The 19,576-nt window shown below is 72.5% G+C and carries 19 protein-coding genes; 9 read left to right on the top strand and 10 right to left on the bottom strand.

Annotated features, from left to right (window positions below; genetic code table 11):
• From GTW43_RS08345 to pssA, 6 genes are all read left to right on the top strand, one after another.
• A partial coding sequence (locus GTW43_RS08345; protein ID WP_237536470.1) for a cobalamin-dependent protein occupies positions 1-752 on the top strand: 752 nt, incomplete at its 5' end.
• A complete protein-coding gene (locus tag GTW43_RS08340) occupies positions 749-1,708 on the top strand; it encodes a CoA ester lyase (protein ID WP_161300207.1) in 960 nt (319 codons plus the stop codon). The genes GTW43_RS08345 and GTW43_RS08340, both read left to right, overlap by 4 nt.
• Before the next feature lie 5 nt (positions 1,709-1,713).
• A complete protein-coding gene (locus tag GTW43_RS08335) occupies positions 1,714-2,226 on the top strand; it encodes a MaoC family dehydratase (RefSeq protein ID WP_161300208.1) in 513 nt (170 codons plus the stop codon).
• Positions 2,223-3,428, top strand: a complete 1,206-nt coding sequence (locus GTW43_RS08330) for an acyl-CoA dehydrogenase family protein (protein WP_161300209.1) — start codon at positions 2,223-2,225, stop codon at positions 3,426-3,428. Before GTW43_RS08335 ends, GTW43_RS08330 begins: the two co-directional genes overlap by 4 nt.
• Positions 3,429-3,612: 184 nt before the next feature.
• On the top strand, positions 3,613-4,269 hold the full coding sequence (locus tag GTW43_RS08325) for a phosphatidylserine decarboxylase (RefSeq protein WP_161300210.1): 657 nt from the start codon (positions 3,613-3,615) through the stop codon (positions 4,267-4,269).
• A gap of 55 nt (positions 4,270-4,324) precedes the next feature.
• The gene (pssA, locus tag GTW43_RS08320; protein WP_051127192.1) at positions 4,325-5,107 is read left to right on the top strand and encodes a CDP-diacylglycerol--serine O-phosphatidyltransferase; all 783 of its coding nucleotides are present in this window, start codon (positions 4,325-4,327) and stop codon (positions 5,105-5,107) included.
• Positions 5,108-5,190: 83 nt separating this feature from the next.
• Here pssA and GTW43_RS08315 read toward each other — a convergent pair whose 3' ends face one another.
• From GTW43_RS08315 to GTW43_RS08295, 5 genes are read right to left on the bottom strand one after another with little or no spacing between them, the layout of a single operon-like run.
• Complete coding sequence (locus GTW43_RS08315) at positions 5,191-6,489, bottom strand: ABC transporter substrate-binding protein (protein WP_161300992.1); 1,299 nt, start codon at positions 6,487-6,489, stop codon at positions 5,191-5,193.
• On the bottom strand, positions 6,486-7,547 hold the full coding sequence (locus GTW43_RS08310; RefSeq protein ID WP_202501215.1) for a branched-chain amino acid ABC transporter permease: 1,062 nt from the start codon (positions 7,545-7,547) through the stop codon (positions 6,486-6,488). Before GTW43_RS08310 ends, GTW43_RS08315 begins: the two co-directional genes overlap by 4 nt.
• Before the next feature lie 31 nt (positions 7,548-7,578).
• Positions 7,579-8,469, bottom strand: a complete 891-nt coding sequence (locus GTW43_RS08305; RefSeq protein ID WP_161300990.1) for a branched-chain amino acid ABC transporter permease — start codon at positions 8,467-8,469, stop codon at positions 7,579-7,581.
• Positions 8,466-9,266, bottom strand: coding sequence for an ABC transporter ATP-binding protein (locus GTW43_RS08300; RefSeq protein ID WP_161300989.1), 801 nt, complete (start codon positions 9,264-9,266; stop codon positions 8,466-8,468). The genes GTW43_RS08305 and GTW43_RS08300 overlap by 4 nt, the downstream gene beginning before the upstream one ends.
• Entirely contained in the window at positions 9,263-10,087 is an 825-nt protein-coding gene (locus GTW43_RS08295; RefSeq protein WP_161300988.1) for an ABC transporter ATP-binding protein, read from the bottom strand. The genes GTW43_RS08300 and GTW43_RS08295 overlap by 4 nt, the downstream gene beginning before the upstream one ends.
• Positions 10,088-10,314: 227 nt before the next feature.
• Here GTW43_RS08295 and GTW43_RS08290 point away from each other — a divergent pair, with 227 nt between their 5' ends.
• Positions 10,315-11,511 (top strand): helix-turn-helix domain-containing protein, encoded by a 1,197-nt coding sequence (locus tag GTW43_RS08290; RefSeq protein WP_161300987.1) that lies wholly within the window; start codon positions 10,315-10,317, stop codon positions 11,509-11,511.
• Between the two features lie 73 nt (positions 11,512-11,584).
• Here the strand turns inward: GTW43_RS08290 and GTW43_RS08285 are convergent, their stop codons facing one another.
• On the bottom strand, positions 11,585-12,736 hold the full coding sequence (locus GTW43_RS08285) for a glycerate kinase (protein WP_161300986.1): 1,152 nt from the start codon (positions 12,734-12,736) through the stop codon (positions 11,585-11,587).
• Between the two features lie 399 nt (positions 12,737-13,135).
• Between GTW43_RS08285 and GTW43_RS08280 the strand changes: the two genes are divergently transcribed.
• Positions 13,136-14,104: a nucleoside hydrolase gene (locus tag GTW43_RS08280; protein WP_161300985.1), complete on the top strand. Its 969-nt coding sequence runs from the start codon at positions 13,136-13,138 to the stop codon at positions 14,102-14,104.
• Positions 14,101-15,543 (top strand): MFS transporter, encoded by a 1,443-nt coding sequence (locus GTW43_RS08275; protein ID WP_161300984.1) that lies wholly within the window; start codon positions 14,101-14,103, stop codon positions 15,541-15,543. The genes GTW43_RS08280 and GTW43_RS08275 overlap by 4 nt, the downstream gene beginning before the upstream one ends.
• Before the next feature lie 12 nt (positions 15,544-15,555).
• Here the strand turns inward: GTW43_RS08275 and GTW43_RS08270 are convergent, their stop codons facing one another.
• The 4 genes from GTW43_RS08270 to GTW43_RS08255 all read right to left on the bottom strand — a co-directional run.
• On the bottom strand, positions 15,556-16,056 hold the full coding sequence (locus tag GTW43_RS08270) for a methylated-DNA--[protein]-cysteine S-methyltransferase (RefSeq protein WP_161300983.1): 501 nt from the start codon (positions 16,054-16,056) through the stop codon (positions 15,556-15,558).
• A 23-nt stretch (positions 16,057-16,079) separates the two neighbouring features.
• Positions 16,080-17,546, bottom strand: a complete 1,467-nt coding sequence (locus tag GTW43_RS08265) for an AlkA N-terminal domain-containing protein (protein ID WP_161300993.1) — start codon at positions 17,544-17,546, stop codon at positions 16,080-16,082.
• 102 nt (positions 17,547-17,648) lie between these two features.
• The gene (locus GTW43_RS08260; RefSeq protein WP_161300982.1) at positions 17,649-18,194 is read right to left on the bottom strand and encodes an O-acetyl-ADP-ribose deacetylase; all 546 of its coding nucleotides are present in this window, start codon (positions 18,192-18,194) and stop codon (positions 17,649-17,651) included.
• Positions 18,191-19,576 (bottom strand): NAD(P)/FAD-dependent oxidoreductase (locus GTW43_RS08255; RefSeq protein ID WP_161300981.1); only part of this gene is annotated, 1,386 nt, incomplete at its 5' end. The genes GTW43_RS08260 and GTW43_RS08255, both read right to left, overlap by 4 nt.

The raw sequence follows: 19,576 nt of genomic DNA, 5'->3' as shown, positions 1-19,576 counted from the left end.
TCGCCATCGGCGAGTGGAAGACGACCCGTCAGGAGTCGAGCGACCGCCAGGGCATGGGCGACCCGTTCCACTACCCGACCACCGGGCAGGCCCTGGAGCGCCTCAAGGAGGCCGCGGCGGGCACGGAGAACCTGATGGAGGCCACCCTCGAGTGCGCCCGCGCCGGAGTCACGACCGGCGAGTGGGCCGGCGCGCTGCGCGAGGTGTTCGGCGAGTTCCGCGCCCCCACGGGCGTGTCGTCGGCGCCGGTGGCCGTGACCGCCGAGCCCGGCACCCCGCTCGCCGAGGTCCGCGAGAAGGTCCGCCGCACCGGCGAGGAGCTGGGCGGCAAGCTGCGCCTCCTGGTCGGCAAGCCGGGCCTGGACGGGCACTCCAACGGCGCCGAGCAGATCGCCGTGCGGGCCCGCGACGCCGGGTTCGAGGTGGTCTACCAGGGCATCCGGCTCACCCCGGACCAGATCGTGTCCGCCGCGCTCGCCGAGGACGTGCACTGCGTCGGCCTGTCGATCCTCTCCGGATCGCACGCCGAGCTCGTGCCCGACGTCCTGGAGCGGCTGCGCGAGGCGGGCGCCGCCGACGTCCCCGTGATCGTCGGAGGCATCATCCCCCACGCCGATGCCGAGGACCTGAAGCGGGCGGGAGTGGCCGCCGTCTTCACCCCGAAGGACTTCGGCATCACGGAGATCATCGGCCGTATCGTCGACGAGATCCGGACAGCGAACCAGCTCGACCCTCTGGAGGTCCCCGCATGACTGTGAACCGTCTCCGCCCGCGCCGCTCCTGTCTCGCGGTGCCCGGAAGCAACCCGCGCTTCCTGGAGAAGGCCCAGGGTCTGGCGGCCGACCAGGTCTTCCTCGACCTGGAGGACGCCTGCGCCCCGCTCGCGAAGCCGGACGCCCGGCACACCATCGTCAAGTTCCTCAACGAGGGCGACTGGACGGGCAAGACGCGCGTCGTGCGGGTCAACGACTGGACCACGGAGTGGACCTACCGCGACGTCGTCACCGTCGTCGAGGGAGCGGGCCAGAACCTCGACTGCATCATGCTCCCCAAGGTCCAGACGGCCGACCAGGTCGTCGCCCTGGACCTGCTGCTGACGCAGATCGAGAAGACGATGGGCTTCGAGGTCGGCAAGATCGGCATCGAGGCGCAGATCGAGAACGCGCAGGGCCTGAACAACGTCAACGCGATCGCCGAGGCGTCCCCGCGCATCGAGACGATCATCTTCGGCCCGGCCGACTTCATGGCGTCCATCAACATGAAGTCCCTGGTCGTCGGCGAGCAGCCGCCCGGCTACGGCGCCGACGCCTACCACTACATCCTGATGAAGATCCTGATGGCCGCCCGCGCCAACGACCTCCAGGCGATCGACGGCCCCTACCTGCAGATCCGCAACGTGGACGGCTTCCGCGAGGTCGCGGGCCGCGCCGCCGCCCTCGGCTTCGACGGCAAGTGGGTGCTCCACCCCGGTCAGGTCGAGGCCGCGAACGAGATCTTCTCGCCGTCGCAGGAGGACTTCGACCACGCCGAGCTGATCCTGGACGCGTACGACTACTACACGTCCGAGGCCGGCGGGAAGAAGGGCTCGGCCATGCTCGGCGACGAGATGATCGACGAGGCCTCCCGCAAGATGGCCCTGGTCATCTCGGGCAAGGGCCGCGCGGCCGGCATGCAGCGCACCAGCACGTTCGAGGCCCCGGAGGCGTAAGACCCATGCAGTTCGGCCGCACCTACGAAGAGTTCACCGTCGGCGACGTCTACAAGCACTGGCCCGGGAAGACGGTCACCGAGTACGACGACCACCTCTTCTGCCTGCTGACGATGAACCACCACCCCCTCCACATGGACACGAACTATGCGGAGAAGACGACGGACTTCGGCAAGAACGTCGTCGTCGGAAACTACATCTACTCCCTGCTGCTCGGCATGTCCGTCCCGGACGTCTCCGGCAAGGCCATCGCCAACCTGGAGATCGAGTCGCTCAAGCACGTGGCGCCCACCTTCCACGGCGACACGATCTACGGCGAGACCACGGTCCTCGACAAGACGCCGTCGCGCTCGAAGAGCGACCGCGGCATCGTCCACGTCGAGACCAAGGGCTACAAGCAGGACGGCACCCTCGTGTGCGTCTTCCGCCGCAAGGTGATGGTGCCGACCGAGACGTACATCAAGGAGCGCGGCGGCGAGCAGCCCGGCCGCCCGGACCTTCAGGAGAAGCAGAAGTGAGCCGACTCGCCCAGACCCACGGCCTGACGGATGTGCAGCAGGAGATCCTGTCCACCGTCCGGGATTTCGTGGACAAGGAGATCATCCCCGTCGCGACGGAGCTGGAGCACCGCGACGAGTACCCGCAGCAGATCGTCGACGGGCTCAAGGAACTGGGTCTGTTCGGCCTCATGATCCCCGAGGAGTACGGGGGTCTGGGCGAGTCGCTGCTGACGTATGCCCTGTGCGTGGAGGAGATCGCGCGCGGCTGGATGTCGGTCTCCGGCATCATCAACACGCACTTCATCGTGGCGTACATGCTCAAGCAGCACGGCACGCAGGAGCAGAAGGACCACTTCCTGCCGCGGATGGCGCAGGGCGAGGTGCGCGGCGCGTTCTCGATGTCCGAGCCGGCGCTCGGCTCGGACGTGTCCGCGATCTCGTCCAAGGCGGTCAGGGACGGCGACGAGTACGTCCTGAACGGTCAGAAGATGTGGCTGACCAACGGCGGCACGTCAACGCTTGTGGCGGTTCTCACACGAAGTGACGAAGGCCACACCGAGGGCACGGCCCCGCACAAGTCGATGACGACCTTCCTCGTGGAGAAGGAGCCCGGTTTCGGTGAGGTCCGGCCCGGACTCACCATTCCCGGGAAGATCGACAAGATGGGGTACAAGGGCGTCGACACCACGGAACTGGTGATGGACGACCTGCGCATTCCGGCCAATCGTGTGCTCGGCGGCGAGACCGGCCGAGGGTTTTACCAAATGATGGACGGCGTCGAGGTCGGCCGCGTGAATGTCGCGGCCCGTGGCTGCGGTGTCGCGCAGCGTGCTTTCGAACTGGGCGTCTCTTATGCCCAGCAGCGTCACACTTTCGGCAAGGCGATCGCCCAGCACCAGGCCATCCAGTTCAAGCTGGCCGAGATGGCTACCAAGGTCGAGGCCGCCCATGCGATGATGGTCAATGCGGCACGCAAAAAGGACTCCGGGGAGCGAAACGACCTGGAAGCAGGAATGGCCAAGTACCTGGCCTCCGAATACTGCAAGGAGGTCGTCGAGGACGCCTTCCGCATCCACGGTGGTTACGGCTTCTCCAAGGAGTACGAGATCGAGCGCCTCTACCGCGAGGCTCCGATGCTGCTGATCGGTGAAGGCACCGCCGAAATCCAGAAAATGATCATTGGTCGTCGACTGCTCGAAGAGTATCGGTTCCAGGGCTGAGCCTGGGCGTGATGTCCTGTTACGGGGTGTTTTCTTCGCGAAGAAGATCACACCCCGTCAACACTCTTCGGCCGCCGACTCGGCTTCCTGGCTTGCCCAGTTGTGGCTCGCAACCGATAGCATCCCCGGAAAAGCCGCCGTCCCCCCGTAACCAGCGCGGCCTCATCCGCTACGAAGGTCATCCATGCCCCACAGCCAAACCTCTGCACCACGCGACGGCTTCCTCGGTGGTCGCCTTGCGCGCGGAGCATCGCCGTGGCTCCTTCCGACCGTCGCCACGGCCGCTCTGAGCCTGGCCCGTTCGCGTCGTTCCAAGAAGGCCGCAGCACTCGCCGTCCCGACCACCGCTCTGGCGGCCGGCATGCTGTGGTTCTTCCGCGACCCCGAGCGCGAGATCGCCCCCGGCCGGGTCATCTCCCCGGCCGACGGCGTGGTGCAGAGCATCATGCCGTGGAAGGACGGCCGCACCCGCGTCGCGATCTTCATGAGCCCGCTGAACGTCCACGTGAACCGCGCCCCGCTCGCCGGCACCGTGACGTCCGTCGAACACATCCCCGGCGGTTTCGTCCCGGCGTTCAACAAGGAGAGCGAGAACAACGAGCGCGTCGTCTGGCACTTCGACACCGAGCTCGGTGACATCGAGATGATCCAGATCGCCGGTGCCGTCGCCCGCCGCATCGTGCCCTACATCCCCCGGGGCACGAAGGTCGAGCAGGGCGAGCGGATCGGCCTGATCCGCTTCGGTTCGCGCGTCGACATCTACCTGCCCGAGGGCGTCGAGGTCGACGTCGAGGTCGGGCAGAAGACGGTGGCTGGGGTGACTCGCATTGACCGTGACTGATCCAGAGACCCAGGCCTGGGCCTCCGACGCCGACGGCGCGGACGAAGCGGAGGAGATGCCGCTCTCACTGCGTCTGTCGATAGCGGACACGCTCACCCTCGGTAACGCCACGTGCGGCTTCATGGCGGTCTACTTCACGACGACCGGCATCCTGATCCCGCACATCCAGGGCAGCAACGACTCGGGCATGGCCCGGCACTCCGCCGCGACCGCCGTGATCCTGATGCTGGCCGCCGCGATCTTCGACCTGTTCGACGGTCTGGTGGCCCGCAAGCTGCGCTCGTCGCCGATGGGCGCCGAGCTGGACAACCTGTCGGACCTCATCAGCTTCGGTCTGGCCCCCGCCTACTTCGTGCTCGTCTACGGCATGGTCGCCGACGACGCGCACCAGAGAGTGGCGGCGGTCGGGGCCATCGTGGTGCTGCTGGCGGTGGTGCTGCGGCTTGCGCGGTTCTCCTGCGTGACCGTGAAGGACGGCACCTTCCAGGGCATGCCCTCGCCGTTCGGCGCGCTGACGGTCGTCTCGATCGTGCTTCTGGAGCTGCCCTTCGTGGCGACGCTCCTGGCGATCATCGGCACCGCCTGGCTGATGGTGAGCCGGGTCGAGTACCCGAAGCCGCGCGGCCGCCTCGCGGTCGCGATGCTGTCGTGGATCGTCCTGAGCATGGGTCTGCTGGCCGCGTGGGCGTTCGACGCCCCCGGGGGCCAGCTGCTGCTCCAGACGGGCTGTGCGCTCCAGCTGGTGCTCGGCGCGGTGATCCCGCTGTTCGCGACGGCCCGCCGCGTGAACAACTTCCGGGACAACCGGCGCGAGGCGCGGGCGGCCCAGCTCCCGTAGTCTCCCCGCACGCACGTACGGCGAAGGCCCCGAACCGGTCGGTTCGGGGCCTTCGCCGTACGTGCGTGCGTGTGCCGCGCCGGTCAGCCGGCCGAGGCGGTGTACGCCTTCGCCTCCGGCGACTCGCCCGGCTCGCGGACCACCTTCATGCCGCCCACCGCGGCCTTGTCGGGCTGCAGGATCACCGAGGAGTGCGAGGACGGGGCCTCGGGGTCGCTGAAGTCCTGGGGGACCCCGAAGCCGTTGTCGAACGAGTCCAGCGAGAGCAGCGCCCTGTCGACGCCCTCGCGGGTCAGGTCCTTGTCCGTGCAGGCCTTCTTCAGGGCCTCGCCGAAGACGCCGGCCGCGGTCCAGCCGGCGACGACGCCGTTGTCCAGCGCGTCCTTCGGGTACGCCTTCCCGTAGTCGGCGACGAGCTTCCTCGCCTCCTGGGTGTCCGCGCCGATGGGCAGCGACGGCGAGGCGACCCAGTAGTTCTTCATCAGGGCCGGTCCCGCCTGCGTGGCGAGCAGCTGCGGCGCGAACGCCGAGTTGTTGCCGATCACCGGGACGTCGAGTCCGGCCGCCGCCGCGACACCGACCAGGGAGGCCGCCTGGCGCGGGCCCGCGCTGATCACGATGCCATTGACGCCGGCCTTCTTCAGGGCGGCGACCTGGGCGGTCATGTCGTTGTCGGTCGGCTTGATCTTCTGTTCGACGACGGTCAGGCCCGCCTTCTCCGCCATGAACGCCGAGCCCTTGAGCGCGTTCTCGCCGTAGTCGCCCTCGAAGTAGACGTGGCCGAGCCTGTCGCCCTTCGCGAGGCCCTTCTCCTTCATCAGGAAGTCGATCGCGTTGATCGTCTCGATGTCGTAGGTGGAGCCGATGACCCGCACGTACGGACTGCCGAGCAGGTTCGCCGACCAGGCCTGCGGCAGAACCAGGCCCTTGTCCTGGCCGTCGATGCGCTGCATGACCGCGGCGACGAACGGGGAGCCGATGAACTGGGTGAAGCCGAGCACCTTCGGGGACAGCTCCGTGTACCCGGCGACGGCCTTCTGCGGGTCGTAGCCGTGGTCGCGGACGGTGAGCCTGAGCCGGTACCCACAGATGCCGCCGTCGGCGTTGACCTGCTTCACGTACAGCTGCTGGGCCTGGGTGACGCTCTTGCCGAGGGTCGCGTAGACGCCGGTCATGTCGGTGAGGACACCGAGGTCGATGGTCCTGCCGGAGATGCCCTGGCCGGTCCTGACCCCGCCGGTGCTCTCCTTCTCGTCCGCTCCCCCGTCCTTCGCCTTGGAACTGCAGGCGGCGGTGAGCGCGAGCAGGGCGGCGACCCCGGTGACCGTCACGGTCCTGGTGCGGCGCCTGCTGCGGGTGCGGCGGGTACGGGCGGCGGTCATGCGTCCTCCTGAGGGGTTTTCCGGCTGCGCCGGGCGGCGAGCTGCACGAGGCCGCCCGGCAGGAACAGGACGGCCGCCACGACGGCGGCGCCGTACAGGTAGCGGGCGGCCTCGCCGGGGGCGACGCCGCCCGTGCCGGGGGCGGAGACGAGGGGCAGGGAGTCGCTGTAGCGGGTCAGCAGCTGCGGCAGCAGCGACACGAAGGCGGCGCCGACGACGGCGCCCGCCACGGAGCCGAGACCGCCGATGACGATCATGGCGAGGTACTCCAGGGACAGGACCATCCCGAAGTAGTCCGGCACGGTCCGCTGGAAGACGAGCGCGAGCAGGACGCCGGCCAGGCCCGCGTACATCGACGACAGGACGAACACGCCGGCCCGGTAGCGGGCGACGGGGACGCCGAGGACCCCGGCGGCGATCCGGTGGTCCCGGATGGCGTTCATGGCGCGTCCGGGGCGCCCGCGCAGCACCCCGCGCGCGAACAGGGCGCAGCCCAGGATGAGCACGAGTCCCAGGTACCAGAGCTTCTCGGCGGCGCCGAAGGGCACGCTCGCGACGGTCAGCTCGCTGTCGTCGAAGCGCAGACCGAACAGGCTCAGGACGGGCACGTCGCGTCCGTTGGCGCCGCCGGTCAGGCCCTCGGCATTGAACAGGACGTGCTGGCCGATGAAGATCAGCGCGAGGGTGGCGATGCCGAGGTACGCGCCCTTGAGGCGGCCCGCGATCGGGCTGAACAGGCCGCCCGCGGCCCCCGCGAGGAGCACCGCGAGCACGGCGGCGAGCCAGCCGGGCAGCCCGAGGCCGTCGGTGTCGCCGCTCGGGGCCCCGGCGAACGCGCAGTAGCCGTAGGCGCCGACGGCCAGGAAGAAGGCGTGGCCCATCGAGAGCTGGCCGGTGGCGCCGGTCAGCAGGTTGAGGCCGGTCGCGCCGATCGCCGCGGCCATGGCGAAGAGTCCGGCCTGGAGCCAGAAGCGGTCGAGGTAGAAGGGCAGCGCGAGCAGCAGCAGGGCGCAGCCGCCGGTCAGGTAGGTGCGGGGGCGGGCGAGGCGGGCCCGCAGGGAGCCGGCCGTCGCCGTCGGTGCGGCGGTCTCAGACACGGGCGAGCTCCTTCGTGCCGAAGAGGCCGGAGGGCCGCAGCAGCAGGATCACGGTCATCACGAGGTACGGGGCGAGGTCGCCGAGGCCGCGCCCCATGAAGGCCAGTTCGCTCTGGTAGCCGGTGGCGAGGGACTCGGTGACGCCGACGACGAGCCCGCCCACCAGCGCGCCGGTGGTGGAGTCGAGGCCGCCGAGGATCGCGGCGGGGAAGGCCTTGAGGGCGGCCAGTGACGTGGCCCGCTCCAGGCCGGGGGTCGGGAAGACCGTCAGGAACAGGGCGGCGACGGCGGCGAGCGCGCCGGCGACGGCCCAGGCGCCGAGCGAGACCCGGCCGAGGCGCACCCCCATCAGGGCGGCGGTCTCGCCGCTCTCGGCGGCGGCCCGCATCGCGACACCCCACGACGTGTACCGGAACACGAGCAGGAAGCCGGTGATGAGCAGCGCGGCGGCGACGAACGCGGCGATGCGGGTGTGCGCGATCGTCACCCCGCCGACGGTGGTCACGGCGTCGCCCCAGGGGTCGCCGAGGGTGAGGACGTCGGTGCCCAGGCGCCGGGTCAGTTCGGTGGTGAGCAGGATGTCGACGCCGATCGTGACGATGGCGAGGACGCTGTGGTCGTGGCCCCGGTAGCGGCGCATGACGAGGAACTCGACGGCGGCGCCGACCACCGCGGCGGCGGCGACGCCCACGCCGAGCGCGGGCCAGAAGCCGAGGTCGTCGTGGAGCGAGGCGGTGACGTAGCCGCCGGCGAGCAGCAGGGACGCGTGGGCGAAGTTGACGACCTCGGTGGCGCGGAAGATGACGACGAAGCCGAGGGCGACGAGGGCGTAGACGGAGCCCATCGAGACGCCGTTGAGGAGGAGTTCGAGGAAGGTGGTCACGCGGCGTCCTCGGGTGCGTCGGGCGTGCCCAGGTAGGCCCGGATCACGGCGGGGTCGTTCTGGACGGTGTCCGGTGGGCCGCCGGCGATCCGGCGGCCGAAGTCGAGGACGGTGACCTCGTCGGCGAGGCGCATGACGACTCCCATGTCGTGTTCGACGAGGACGATGGAGATGCCGAGGCTGTCGCGGACGCCCGCGACGACGGCGGCGGTGCGGCGGCGTTCGTCGGCGGTCATCCCGGCGACCGGCTCGTCGAGCAGCAGCAGGTCCGGCTCCATGCACAGGGCGCGGGCCAGTTCGGCGAGCTTCTGCAGTCCGTAGGGCAGAGCGCCGGTGGGGGTGCCGAGGTGTCCGGCGATGCCGACGAACTCGGCGATCTCCCGGACCCGCGCGCGGTGCAGCCGCTCCTCGCGGACGGCGGACGGCAGTCGCAGCCCGGCGGCGACGAAGCCGCTCCGGGTCAGCCGGTGGCGGCCGAGGAGCAGGCTGTCGGCGACGGTGGTGCGCGGCGGCAGGGCGAGGTTCTGGAAGGTCCGGGCGACGCCGAGGGCCGCGATGCGGTGCGGGGGCAGCCCGGTGAGCTCGTGGTCGCCGAGCCGGACGCTGCCGCAGGTGGCGCGGTAGACGCCGGACAGGACGTTGAGGCAGGTGGACTTGCCCGCGCCGTTGGGGCCGATGACGGCGTGCACGGTGCCGGGCTCGACGGTGAGGTGGACGCCGTCGAGCGCCGTGAGCCCGGCGAAGCGGACGGTCAGATCGGTGACGGTCAGCGGTGGCACGCCGGTCGCGGGGCTCATCGGGTGCCTCCCCAGCGGCCGAGGACCGGGGCGTGGGCGGCGCCGCCGGAGGCGTCCGCCGCGGCCGTCTCGTCGACGACGCCGAGGTAGCGGCGGCGTACCTCGTCGGAGCCGGCGAGCTCGTCGGCGGGCCCGTGCAGGGCGATCTCGCCGACCTCGAGGACGTAGGCGTACGAGGCCAGGCGCAGGGCGAGCGCCGCGTTCTGCTCGACGAGCAGGACGGCGACGCCCTGGGCGTTGATCTCGGTGACGGTGTCCGCGATCCGTGCCGCCATCAGCGGGGCGAGGCCCAGCGAGGGTTCGTCGAGGAGCAGCAGGCGCGGGCCCGCCATCAGGGCGCGGGCGACGGCCAGCATCTGCTGTTCGCCGCCGGACAGCAGCCCCGCGCGCTGGTGGGCCCGGTCGGCCAGGACCGGGAACAGCTCGTGCACGCGGCGCAGCGCGGCGGCCTTGGCGGCGCGCGAGCCGATCGCTCCGAGCGCGCCCGCCCGGAGGTTGTCCGCGACGCTCATGCGGGCGAACACCTGGCGTCCCTCGGGGACCTGGCAGATCCCCGCGGCGACGACCCGGTCGGCGCCCAGGCCGCCGAGCCGCCGTCCGCCGAACCGTATGTCGCCGGTGGTCACCGCGCCGCCGTGGAAGCCGAGGGTGCGCGACACGGCGCGCAGCAAGGTGGACTTGCCCGCGCCGTTGCCGCCGAGCACCGCCACGACGGCGCCGTGCGGCACGTGCAGGGTCACGTCGCGCAGGGCGCGGACGGGCCCGTAGCCGACGGACACGCCGTCGACGGCGAGCCCGGAGGTGTCTTCTGGGTCGGTCACTGTCTGCGTCCCTCCCTGGACCGGTGGCGCTCACGACAGCACCGCGCGGGCGGCCCGTCCACGGCGGACCGGCGAATCGCTGCGCGGGCCCAGCGCCCGCCGGTCCGCGTTGTGCGCGTGCACAGGACCGCGTGTCAGGGGCCTGCCGGGGACGGCCCCGAGGTGGCATCCTCCGGACCAGCACCACCAGTCCTTTGCCGTCGCTTTACGGGCCGTTGGGAGGCGCGATGGGCGGACGCGGACAACGCACCGAGCGCGACTGGCAGTTGCTCGAGGAGGCGTGCACCGCGCTCCTGGAGCGGCTGCCCGAACTCGTCGACGAGCATCTGCGCCGGCTCGTCGCGCACTCGGACGTGTACGCGCGGGTCCTGCCGTACGACGTGCAGTGGCGGGAGGCCGAGGAGGCGATGCGGATCGGCATCGAGACGATCTCGGCGCCGCGGGACTCACCGCGCAGGGACCTCGCGTACGCGGAGGAGGCGGGCCGGCGCCGGGCCGGTCAGGGCCTGCCGCTCGACCTGCTCGTGCACGCCTACCGGAACGCGGGCTACCTCGTGTGGGACGCCCTGATGGAGAGCGCGGGCCGGGAGCCGGACCGGCTGTCCGCGCTGATGCGGTCGGCGACGATGGTGTGGGCTGCCGTCGACGCACAGGCCGGGGCGGCGTCCGAGGCGTACCGGACGACGGAGCTCGAGCTGCGGCGCCGCACCGACGAGCAGATGCAGGCGCTGCTGGACGCGCTCCTCGAGGGCCGGCCCGCGCCGGGGCTCGCGGCGCGGGCGGCGGCGGGGCTCGATCTGCCCGAGCACGGGCCGTACGCGGTGATCGTGCTGCGGGTCGAGCGGCGGGACGGCCGGGAGGCCTTCCACCGGCGGATCCAGGACCCCGGCTTCCGGTTCGTGTGGCGGATGCGGGCGGACGGGGAGGTCGGCGTGGCCGCGCTCGGCGCCGGGCGGTCGCTGGACGAGCTGGCCGCGCTGCTCGACGGGCGGTGTCCGGGGCCCGGCGGGCTGAGCCCGGTCGTGACGGGGCTCGCCGAGCTGGGCCGTGCGCGCCGGCTCGCCGAACTGGCGCTGCGTACGTGCGCGCCGGACGCGACCGGGGTCGTGCGGCTCGATCGGCGGATGCCGACGGCGCTCGTCGTCAGCCAGCCCGATCTGGCACAGCGGCTCGTCGCCGGGGTCTTCGGCGAACTGCTCGCGCTGGAACCGGCGGACCGGGCCGTGCTGCTCGAGACGCTCGAGGCGTGGCTGGCCTGCGAGGGGTCCGCGGGGCGGGCCGCCGGGCGCTTGTACTGCCACCGCAACACGGTGTTCAACCGGTTGCGGCGGCTGGAGCATCTGACGGACCGGTCGTTGTCGCGGCCGCGGGACCTGATGGAGATGACGCTGGCCCTCGACGCGTACCGGCTGGCGCCCGGCTGATCCGTCCCGTCACCGGGTGCCGCCCGGTGGGACGCCCCGCGCCCCACCGGATCCGCCGCCGGAAGCGGGCCGTTCAGACCAGGAAATCGCCGGCCAGGCGCTCCGCCACGTCCTCCAGGATCGGCCCCGCCTCGGCGATGCACCGGGCCACGTCCGGCTCCACGTCCGTGAGGGCGTAGGCACGGCGGATCCCGGCCCGCCCGAGTGCCTCCGGCGCCAGCGCCAGCCGCCCGCACACGGCGACGACCTCGATCCCGGCGGCCCGCGCCGCCGCCGCGACCCCGGCCGGTGCCTTGCCGTGCAGGGTCTGCTCGTCCAGCGAGCCCTCACCGGTGATGACCAGCGAGGCCTTCGCGAGCGCCGGTGCGAAGCCGAGGACGTCGAGCATGACCTCGATGCCGGGGCGGAAGCTCGCGCCGAGGCCGACGAGCGCCCCGAAGCCGATGCCCCCCGCCGCCCCCGCACCCGGCGACGCCGCGTGCTCGAGCGCGGCGGGCCCGACGGACGCGCCGAGCACCTTCGCGAAGTGGTCGAGTGCGGCGTCCAGTTCGGCCACGTCCTCGGGCGTCGCGCCCTTCTGCGGGCCGTAGACGGCGGGCGCGCCCTTGGGGCCGGTGAGCGGGTTGTCCACGTCGCTGGCCAGCACGATCTCGACGTCGGCGAGGCGCGGGTCGAGCCCCGACAGGTCGGCGGAGGCGAGGGTGGCCAGCGGGCCGCCGCCGGGCGCGACCGGGGCGCCGGACGCGTCCAGGAAGCGGGCGCCGAGCGCGGCCAGCATGCCCGCGCCGCCGTCGGTGGTGGCGCTGCCGCCGACGCCGAAGACGATGCTGCGGGCGCCCGCGTCGAGCGCGGCGAGGATGACCTCGCCGGACCCGTACGTGGTGGAGGTCAGCGGGGCGAAGACGCCCTCGGGCAGCAGCTGGAGCCCGGAGGCCTCCGCCATCTCGACGACCGCCGTGCCCTCGCGCAGCGCGTACGCCGCCGTGACCTGCTCGCCGAGCGGTCCGGTGACCCGGACCTCGCGGCGTTCGAACCCGGCCGCGACGGCCGCGGCGACGGTCCCGTCCCCACCGTCCGCGACCGGCACCGAGCTGATCTCGACGTCGGGCGCGACCCGGCGCAGACCGGCCGTCACACGCTGTGCGACCTGCACCGCGGTGAGCGAGCCCTTGAACTTGTCCGCCGCGATCAACACGTGCCGCGCGGCCTGTGCAGCGTCCGCCACCTTGCTCTCCCCTTGCTGTTCGGGCCTTGCTCGAGACAAGGCAGTCGCGCCGCTGCGACCATAACCGCAGGAGGGCCCCCGTGCCCATGGCCGTCCGTCCCACGGGACGCACACGCGACCAGACATATCTGCCTATGCCCGGCTACAGTCGGGCACTCGACGGTCGGCAACGATCGATCAAACGAGGCCGCGGGAGGCACGTCTTCAGAATCTACGCGCGTTGACAAAACCCCGCCCGTCGAGGTGAGCTGGGGGTGGACAGCGCCGTCCGCACGCACGAGACGCACGACCGGGCCGTCCGACCGAAGCAACACCTCAAGCGACACCTCAAGCAACACACCAAGCAACACCCGAACGACACCAACACCGAAGCAACACGGAGCAAAGGGGCTCGAAGCGGTGGCCAGGAAGATCATCCTCGACTGTGACCCGGGGCACGACGACGCGATCGCGATGCTGCTCGCACACGGCAATCCGGGCATCGACCTGGTCGCCGTGACCACCGTGGTCGGCAACCAGACCCTGGAGAAGGTCACGCGCAACGCGCTGTCCGTCGCGGCCATCGCCGGGATCACCGGCGTCCCGTTCGCCGCCGGCTGCCCCCGGCCTCTGGTGCGCGCCATCGAGACCGCGCCCGAGATCCACGGCGACAGCGGCCTCGACGGCCCCGAGCTGCCCGCGCCCACGACCGAGCTGGACCGCAGGCACGCCGTCGACCTGATCATCGACACCGTGATGGCGCACGAGCCGGGCGAGATCACGATCGTGCCGACGGCGGGCCTCACCAACATCGCCCTGGCCGCCCGCAAGGAGCCCCGCATCGTCGAGCGCGTCCGCGAGGTCGTCCTCATGGGCGGCGGCTACCACGAGGGCAACTGGAGCCCGGTCGCCGAGTTCAACATCGTGATCGACCCCGAGGCCGCGCACATCGTCTTCAACGAGCCGTGGCCCGTCACGATGGTCGGACTCGACCTGACCCACCAGGCGCTCGCCACCCCCGCGGTCGAGGAGAAGATCGCCGCGGTCGGCACCGCCCCCGCCCGCTTCGTCCTCGAGCTCCTGGACTTCTTCCGCGAGGCCTACCGGGAGAACCAGGGCTTCGAGCACCCGCCCGTGCACGACCCGTGCGCCGTCGCCTACGTGATCGACCCGGCCGTCATGACCGTGCGCAAGGCGCCCGTCGACATCGAGCTGCGCGGCGCGCTCACGCTCGGCATGACCGTGACCGACCTGCGCTCCCCCGCTCCCGCCGACTGCCACACCCAGGTCGCCGTCGACCTGGACCACGAGCGGTTCTGGGACCTCGTCGTCGACGCCCTCGTCCGTATCGGCGACCCGGTGCGGCCCTCCGGAGCGTCTGCCGCATGAACCTCGCCGTCTCCCCCCACACTCCCGCCGACGGCCCCCGCGGGGCCCGGACCGCCCGGATCGGCGCGCTCATGGCCGCTCTGCTCGCGGCCAGCTTCGCCTTCCAGCTCAACGCCTCGATGCTCAGCCCCGCGCTCGCGACGATGGCCGACGAGCTGCACACCAGCGCCTCGGCGATCGGTGTCACGCAGACCGCGTTCTTCACGGCCGCGGCGCTGTTCTCGCTGTTCCTGCCGCGCCTGGGCGACCTCGTCGGCCGGCGCCGGGTGCTCACCGCGATGATGGTCCTGATGGCCGTGGGATGCGTCATCGCGGCGCTGGCCGGATCCGTCGGCATGCTCGCCGTCGGCCGCGTCGTCCAGGGCGCCTCCGGGCCGACCATCCCGCTCGCCCTGATCATGCTCCGCGTCGAGGTCCCCGACCCGAAGAAGTACGGCACCCTGATGGGCGTCGTCACCGCGGTCAACGGCGGCATCGCCGGCGTCGACTCGTTCGCGGGCGGCTCGCTCGCCGAGCACTCCGGATACGCCGCGATCTTCTGGGTCATGACCGGATTCGCCGTCGTCGCGGCGCTGCTCGTCCGGTTCCTGGCCCCCGAGTCGCGGGCCGAGGTGCGCCCGCCGATGGACTGGCCCGGGGTCGCGCTCCTGGTCGTCTCGGTCGGCGCGCTGCTCATCGCGTTCAACGAGGCGGGCAAGCTCGGCGACGCGAACTGGCCGCTGGCCGTCGGCCTCCTGGTGCTCGCGGCCCTCGCCTTCTGGGCGTTCTGGAAGGCCGAGACGCGCTCCGCGCACCCGCTCGTCACCACGCGGCTGCTCAAGCGGCGCGCCACGTGGTCGCTGCTCCTGTCGACCGTGCTCACGATGACCGGTGTCTTCGCGATCATGAACGGGCTGCTGCCCGGCTTCGCCCAGGACACCTCGGTCGGCCTCGGTCTCGGCGCCGAGGGCGCCACCTGGTGGACGCTCACCCCGTACGCCCTCGCGGGCCTCGCGACCGGACCGGTCGCCGGACGGCTCGCGGCGACGTACGGGTACGGCCGGATCCTGCGGACGGGTCTCGTGGCCACCGCGGCGGCGACAGTCCTCGCGCTGCTCACCCTGCAGACCGACTCCTCCGCGCTGCTGCTCGCCGTGTCGATCCTGCTCGGCATCACCTACGCGGGCACGGTCAACATCATGCTCAACGGCTTCGGCATCGTGCTCTCGCCGAAGGAGAACCCGGGCTTCCTGCCCGGGCTCAACGCGGGCTGCTTCAACCTCGGCGCCGGTCTGAGCTTCGTCGTCCTGTACGCGGCCATGGACGCGGTCGCCCCCTCCGGCGGCACCTCGGTCGGCGGGTACAGCGCGGGCGTCGTCGCCGGCCTCGTGCTCATCGTGGCCGCGCTGTGCGCCTCGCTGCTCATCCCGCGGCCGGTGGACGCCGAGGCGGGCGCCTGACCCCGAGGGGCGTCAGAACAGCGCCGTGCCGCGTTCGAGGTCGAGCAGCCGCTGCTTGCGGGGCAGCCCGCCGCCGTAGCCGGTGAGGCTGCCGTTCGCGCCGACGACGCGGTGGCACGGCACGATCACGCCGATCGGGTTCTTGCCGTTGGCGAGGCCGACCGCGCGGGAGGCGCCGGGGCTGCCGAGCGCCTCGGCCAGTTCGCCGTAGGTGCGGGTCTCGCCGTACGGGATCGCGCGCAGCTGGTCCCACACGGACCGCTGGAACGGGGTGCCGTGCAGGGCGAGCGGGACGTCGAACCGCGTGAGCTCGCCCCGGAAGTAGGCGTCGAGCTGTTCGGTGACGGCGCCGAAGGGGCGCTCGTCGCGGACGCCGAAGGTCTCCTCGGCGGGGCGGTGGCGCTGGCCGGTCATGTAGAGGCCGGACAGGACGCCGTCGGTGGCGACGAGGGTGAGCAGGTCGTAGGGGCTGTCGATGACGGTGTGCTGTGTGTGCTGTGTGTGCTGTGCCATGGTCCGTGTTCCCCTCATGCGGGTCATGCGGGCAGGAAGTTGATGGGGTGGTCGTCGGTGGCCCACAGGTACTGCGTCGCGTAGGCGCGCCAGGGCCGCCAGGCCGCGGCCCGCGCGGTGAGCGCGGCCGGGGTGTGCGGCAGCCCGAGCTGCCGCGCGGCCCGGCGCATGCCGAGGTCGGTGGGCAGGAAGGCGTCCGGGTCGCCGAGGGCGCGCATCGCGACGGCCTCGACGGTCCACGGGCCGAAGCCGGGGAGCGCGGCGAGCCGGGCCCGGGTCTCCGCCCAGTCCGACTCGGGGCCGAGCACCAGCTCCCCGGCGGCCAGCCGGTGGACGAGGGTGAGCAGCGTCGCCCGGCGGGTGCGGGGCAGGGCGAGGGACTCGGGGTCGAGCGTGGCGAGCGCTTCCGGTGCCGGGAACAGGTGGGTCAGTCCGCCCTCGGGGTCCTCGACGGGCTCGCCGTGGGCCCGCACGAGCCGGGCCGCGTGGGTACGGGCGGCCGCCGTGGACACCTGCTGTCCGAGCACGGCCCGCACCGCGAACTCGGCCTCGTCGACCGTGCGGGGCACCCGGCGTCCGGGCGCCTTGTCGACGAGCGGCGCGAGCAGCGGGTCGGCGCGCAGCTGCCCGTCGACGGCCACCGGGTCGGCGTCCAGGTCGAGCAGACGCCGGCAGCGGCTGATGGCGACGGTCAGATCACGCTGGTCGGTGAGGACCAGCCGGCAGCCGATGTGGGTGGGGCCGGGGGTCAGCGCGACGGTGCCGTGGCCGTGCGGCAGCCGCAGGGTGCGGCGGTACGCCCCGTCGCGCCACTCCTCGACGCCGGGCACCGCGGTGGCGGCGAGGTGGCCGAAGAGGTTGTCGGGGTTGAGCGGCGCGCGGAACGGCAGGCGCAGGGTGAGCGCGCCGGGGGCACCGGTGCGGGACCGGGGCGCGCGCTCGCGGAGGGCGCTCGGGGACAGGGCGAAAACCTCGCGGACCGTGTCGTTGAAGGAGCGGACGGAGGCGAAGCCCGCCGCGAAGGCGATGTCGGCCATCGCCAGCGCGGTCGTCTCGATCAGCAGCCGCGCCGTCTGCGCCCGCTGGGCACGGGCCAGGGCGAGCGGCCCCGCGCCCAGCTCGGCCCGCAGCTGGCGTTCGATCTGGCGCTCGCTGTAGCGCAGTCGGCGCGCGAGGCCGGGGACGCCCTCGCGGTCCACGACGCCGTCGCCGATGAGCCGCATCGCGCGGGCGGTGAGATCGGCGCGCTGGTCCCACTCCGGTGAGCCGGGGGTGGAGTCGGGCCGGCAGCGCTTGCAGGCCCGGAAGCCGGCCTGCTGGCAGGCGGCGGCGCTCGGGTAGAAGCGCATGTTCGCGGGCCGGGGCGGGACGACCGGGCAGCCCGGTCGGCAGTAGATCCGCGTCGTCACGACGGCCGTGAAGAAGACTCCGTCGAACCGGCTGTCCTTGGCCTGCACCGCGCGGACGCATCGCTCGGTGTCGGTGTGCATCGCGGCTGTCCCGCGCTCCGTGTCACTGCCCATGCCCCCAGGATCACCGACCGGGGCGCCGTCGGCTGGCAGGAATCCGACATCGACGTGGGCGGGCCGTGCTCAGTCGAGGACGGCCCCGAACGCGCTCTGCGCCGCCTCGTCGAACACGACGAACCGCACCTCGGTGAGCCCCGCCGCACCCGCCTCGTCCCGCGCCGGCGGTGCGGACAGCACGGACCGGACGGTCGCGACGGCGACGCGTGCGCCGTCGTCGAGCGGCCAGCCGTAGATGCCGGTCGAGATGGCGGGGAACGCGACGCTGTGTGCGCCGAGTCCGGCGGCCACCCGCAGCGATTCCCGGTAGCAGGACTCCAGGAGGGCGGTGCGGTCCTCGGTCGCGGACCAGCGCGGTCCGACGGTGTGGACGACCCAGCGGGCCGGCAGCCGGCCCGCGGTGGTCGCGACGGCCTGCCCGGTGGCGAGGCCCTTGCCGTAGTGCGAGGCGCGCAGGGCGCGGCAGGCGGCGAGGATCTCCGGGCCGCCCTTGCGGTGGATGGCGCCGTCGACCCCGCCGCCGCCGAGCAGCGAGGAGTTCGCCGCGTTGACCACCACGTCGGTGTCCTGCGCGGTGATGTCGCCCCGCACCAGCGTGATCCGCGCGTTCACGACGTCCTCCTGAGCCTGCGCCAGACGGCCTTCGCCGCGTTGTGCCCCGCCATGCCGTGCACGCCCGGCCCCGGCGGGGTGGACGAGGAGCAGATGAAGACGGCGGGGTGCGGGGTGGTGTACGGCGACAGGGACAGCCGGGGCCGCAGCAGGAGCTGGAGGCCGGCGGCGGCGCCGGCGGCGATGTCCCCGCCCACGTAGTTCGCGTTGCGGGCGGCGAGCTCGGGCGGGCCCATCGTGGCGCGGGCGAGCACGAGGTCCCTGAACCCCGGGGCGAAGCGCTCCAGTTGACGCTCGATCGCGTCCGTCAGGTTCCCGTCCCACCCGTGCGGCACGTGCCCGTACGCCCAGAACGTGTGCTTGCCCTCGGGTGCGCGCGTCGGGTCGGCGACACTGGCCTGCACGGTGATGAGGAACGGTGTCTCGGGTGCCCGCTGCCCGCCCGACGCCTCGCGCAGGGCGCGGTCGATGTCGGCGCGGTACGGGCCGATCTGCACGGTGCCCGCGCTCCGGGCCTCCTCGGCGGTCCACGGCACGGGCCCGTCGAGCGCGTAGTCGACCTTGAAGACACCGGGTCCGTACCGGAACCGGTCGTAGAAGCGGCCGAGCCCGGCGATGCGGGCGAGGGCGGTCGGCGAGGTGTCGAAGACGTAGGCGCGGGCGGGCGGCAGGTCGTCGAGCCGCTTCACCTCGTAGTCGGTGTGGATCTCGCCGCCGAGATCGCGCAGGTACGCGCCGAGCGCGTCGGCGACGGACTGGGAGCCGCCGCGGGCGACGGGCCAGCCCCGGGCGTGCGCGGCCAGGGCGAAGACGAGGCCGATGCCGCCGGTGGCGAGGCCGTCGAGCGGGGCGATGGTGTGTGCGGCCAGGCCGGAGAAGAGCGCGGGCGCCCGCTCGTCGCGGAAGCGGCGCATGAGCCAGGACGCCGGCAGGAGCCCGTCGAGGCCGAAGCGGGCGAGGCCGACCGGGTCGCGGGGCAGCGAGCTCAGCGGCAGCGACATGAAGTCGTGGACGAGCGTGTCCCAGCGGTGCAGCAGGGGCTCGACCAGGCGCCGGTAGGTGCCCGCGTCGCGCGGCCCGAAGGAGGCGGCGGTCTCGGCGACGGAGCGGGACAGGACGGCCGCGGTGCCGTCCGGGAACGGGTGCGCCATGGGCAGGCCGGCGTGCATCCACTCCAGGCCGTACCGGTCCAGCGGCATCGCGCGGAACGCCGGGGAGTTGATGGCGAGCGGATGGGACGCCGAGCACGGGTCGTGGCGGAAGCCGGGCAGCGTCAGCTCCTCGGTGCGGGCGCCGCCGCCGATCGTGTCCCGCGCCTCGAAGAGGGCGACGGAGAAACCCCTCCTGGCCAGTTCGACCGCAGCGGTCAGCCCGTTCGGCCA

Origin of the sequence: Streptomyces sp. SID5785, from assembly GCF_009870065.1 — a bacterium.
Lineage (GTDB): Bacteria > Actinomycetota > Actinomycetes > Streptomycetales > Streptomycetaceae > Streptomyces.
The sequence above is the reverse complement of the archived record's forward strand: the minus strand, read 5'-3'. Positions and strand labels throughout refer to the sequence as shown.

Bases quoted from the DNA above. Each gene is read 5' to 3' on its own strand.
- pssA (WP_051127192.1), top strand. From the start codon at position 4,325: ATGCCGCTCTCACTGCGTCTGTCGATAGCGGACACGCTCACCCTCGGT.
- GTW43_RS08300 (WP_161300989.1), bottom strand. From the start codon at position 9,266: ATGAGCCCCGCGACCGGCGTGCCACCGCTGACCGTCACCGATCTGACC.
- GTW43_RS08340 (WP_161300207.1), top strand. From the start codon at position 749: ATGACTGTGAACCGTCTCCGCCCGCGCCGCTCCTGTCTCGCGGTGCCC.
- GTW43_RS08290 (WP_161300987.1), top strand. From the start codon at position 10,315: ATGGGCGGACGCGGACAACGCACCGAGCGCGACTGGCAGTTGCTCGAG.
- GTW43_RS08265 (WP_161300993.1), bottom strand. From the start codon at position 17,546: ATGCACACCGACACCGAGCGATGCGTCCGCGCGGTGCAGGCCAAGGAC.
- GTW43_RS08325 (WP_161300210.1), top strand. From the start codon at position 3,613: ATGCCCCACAGCCAAACCTCTGCACCACGCGACGGCTTCCTCGGTGGT.
- GTW43_RS08335 (WP_161300208.1), top strand. From the start codon at position 1,714: ATGCAGTTCGGCCGCACCTACGAAGAGTTCACCGTCGGCGACGTCTAC.
- GTW43_RS08315 (WP_161300992.1), bottom strand. From the start codon at position 6,489: ATGACCGCCGCCCGTACCCGCCGCACCCGCAGCAGGCGCCGCACCAGG.
- GTW43_RS08270 (WP_161300983.1), bottom strand. From the start codon at position 16,056: ATGGCACAGCACACACAGCACACACAGCACACCGTCATCGACAGCCCC.
- GTW43_RS08275 (WP_161300984.1), top strand. From the start codon at position 14,101: ATGAACCTCGCCGTCTCCCCCCACACTCCCGCCGACGGCCCCCGCGGG.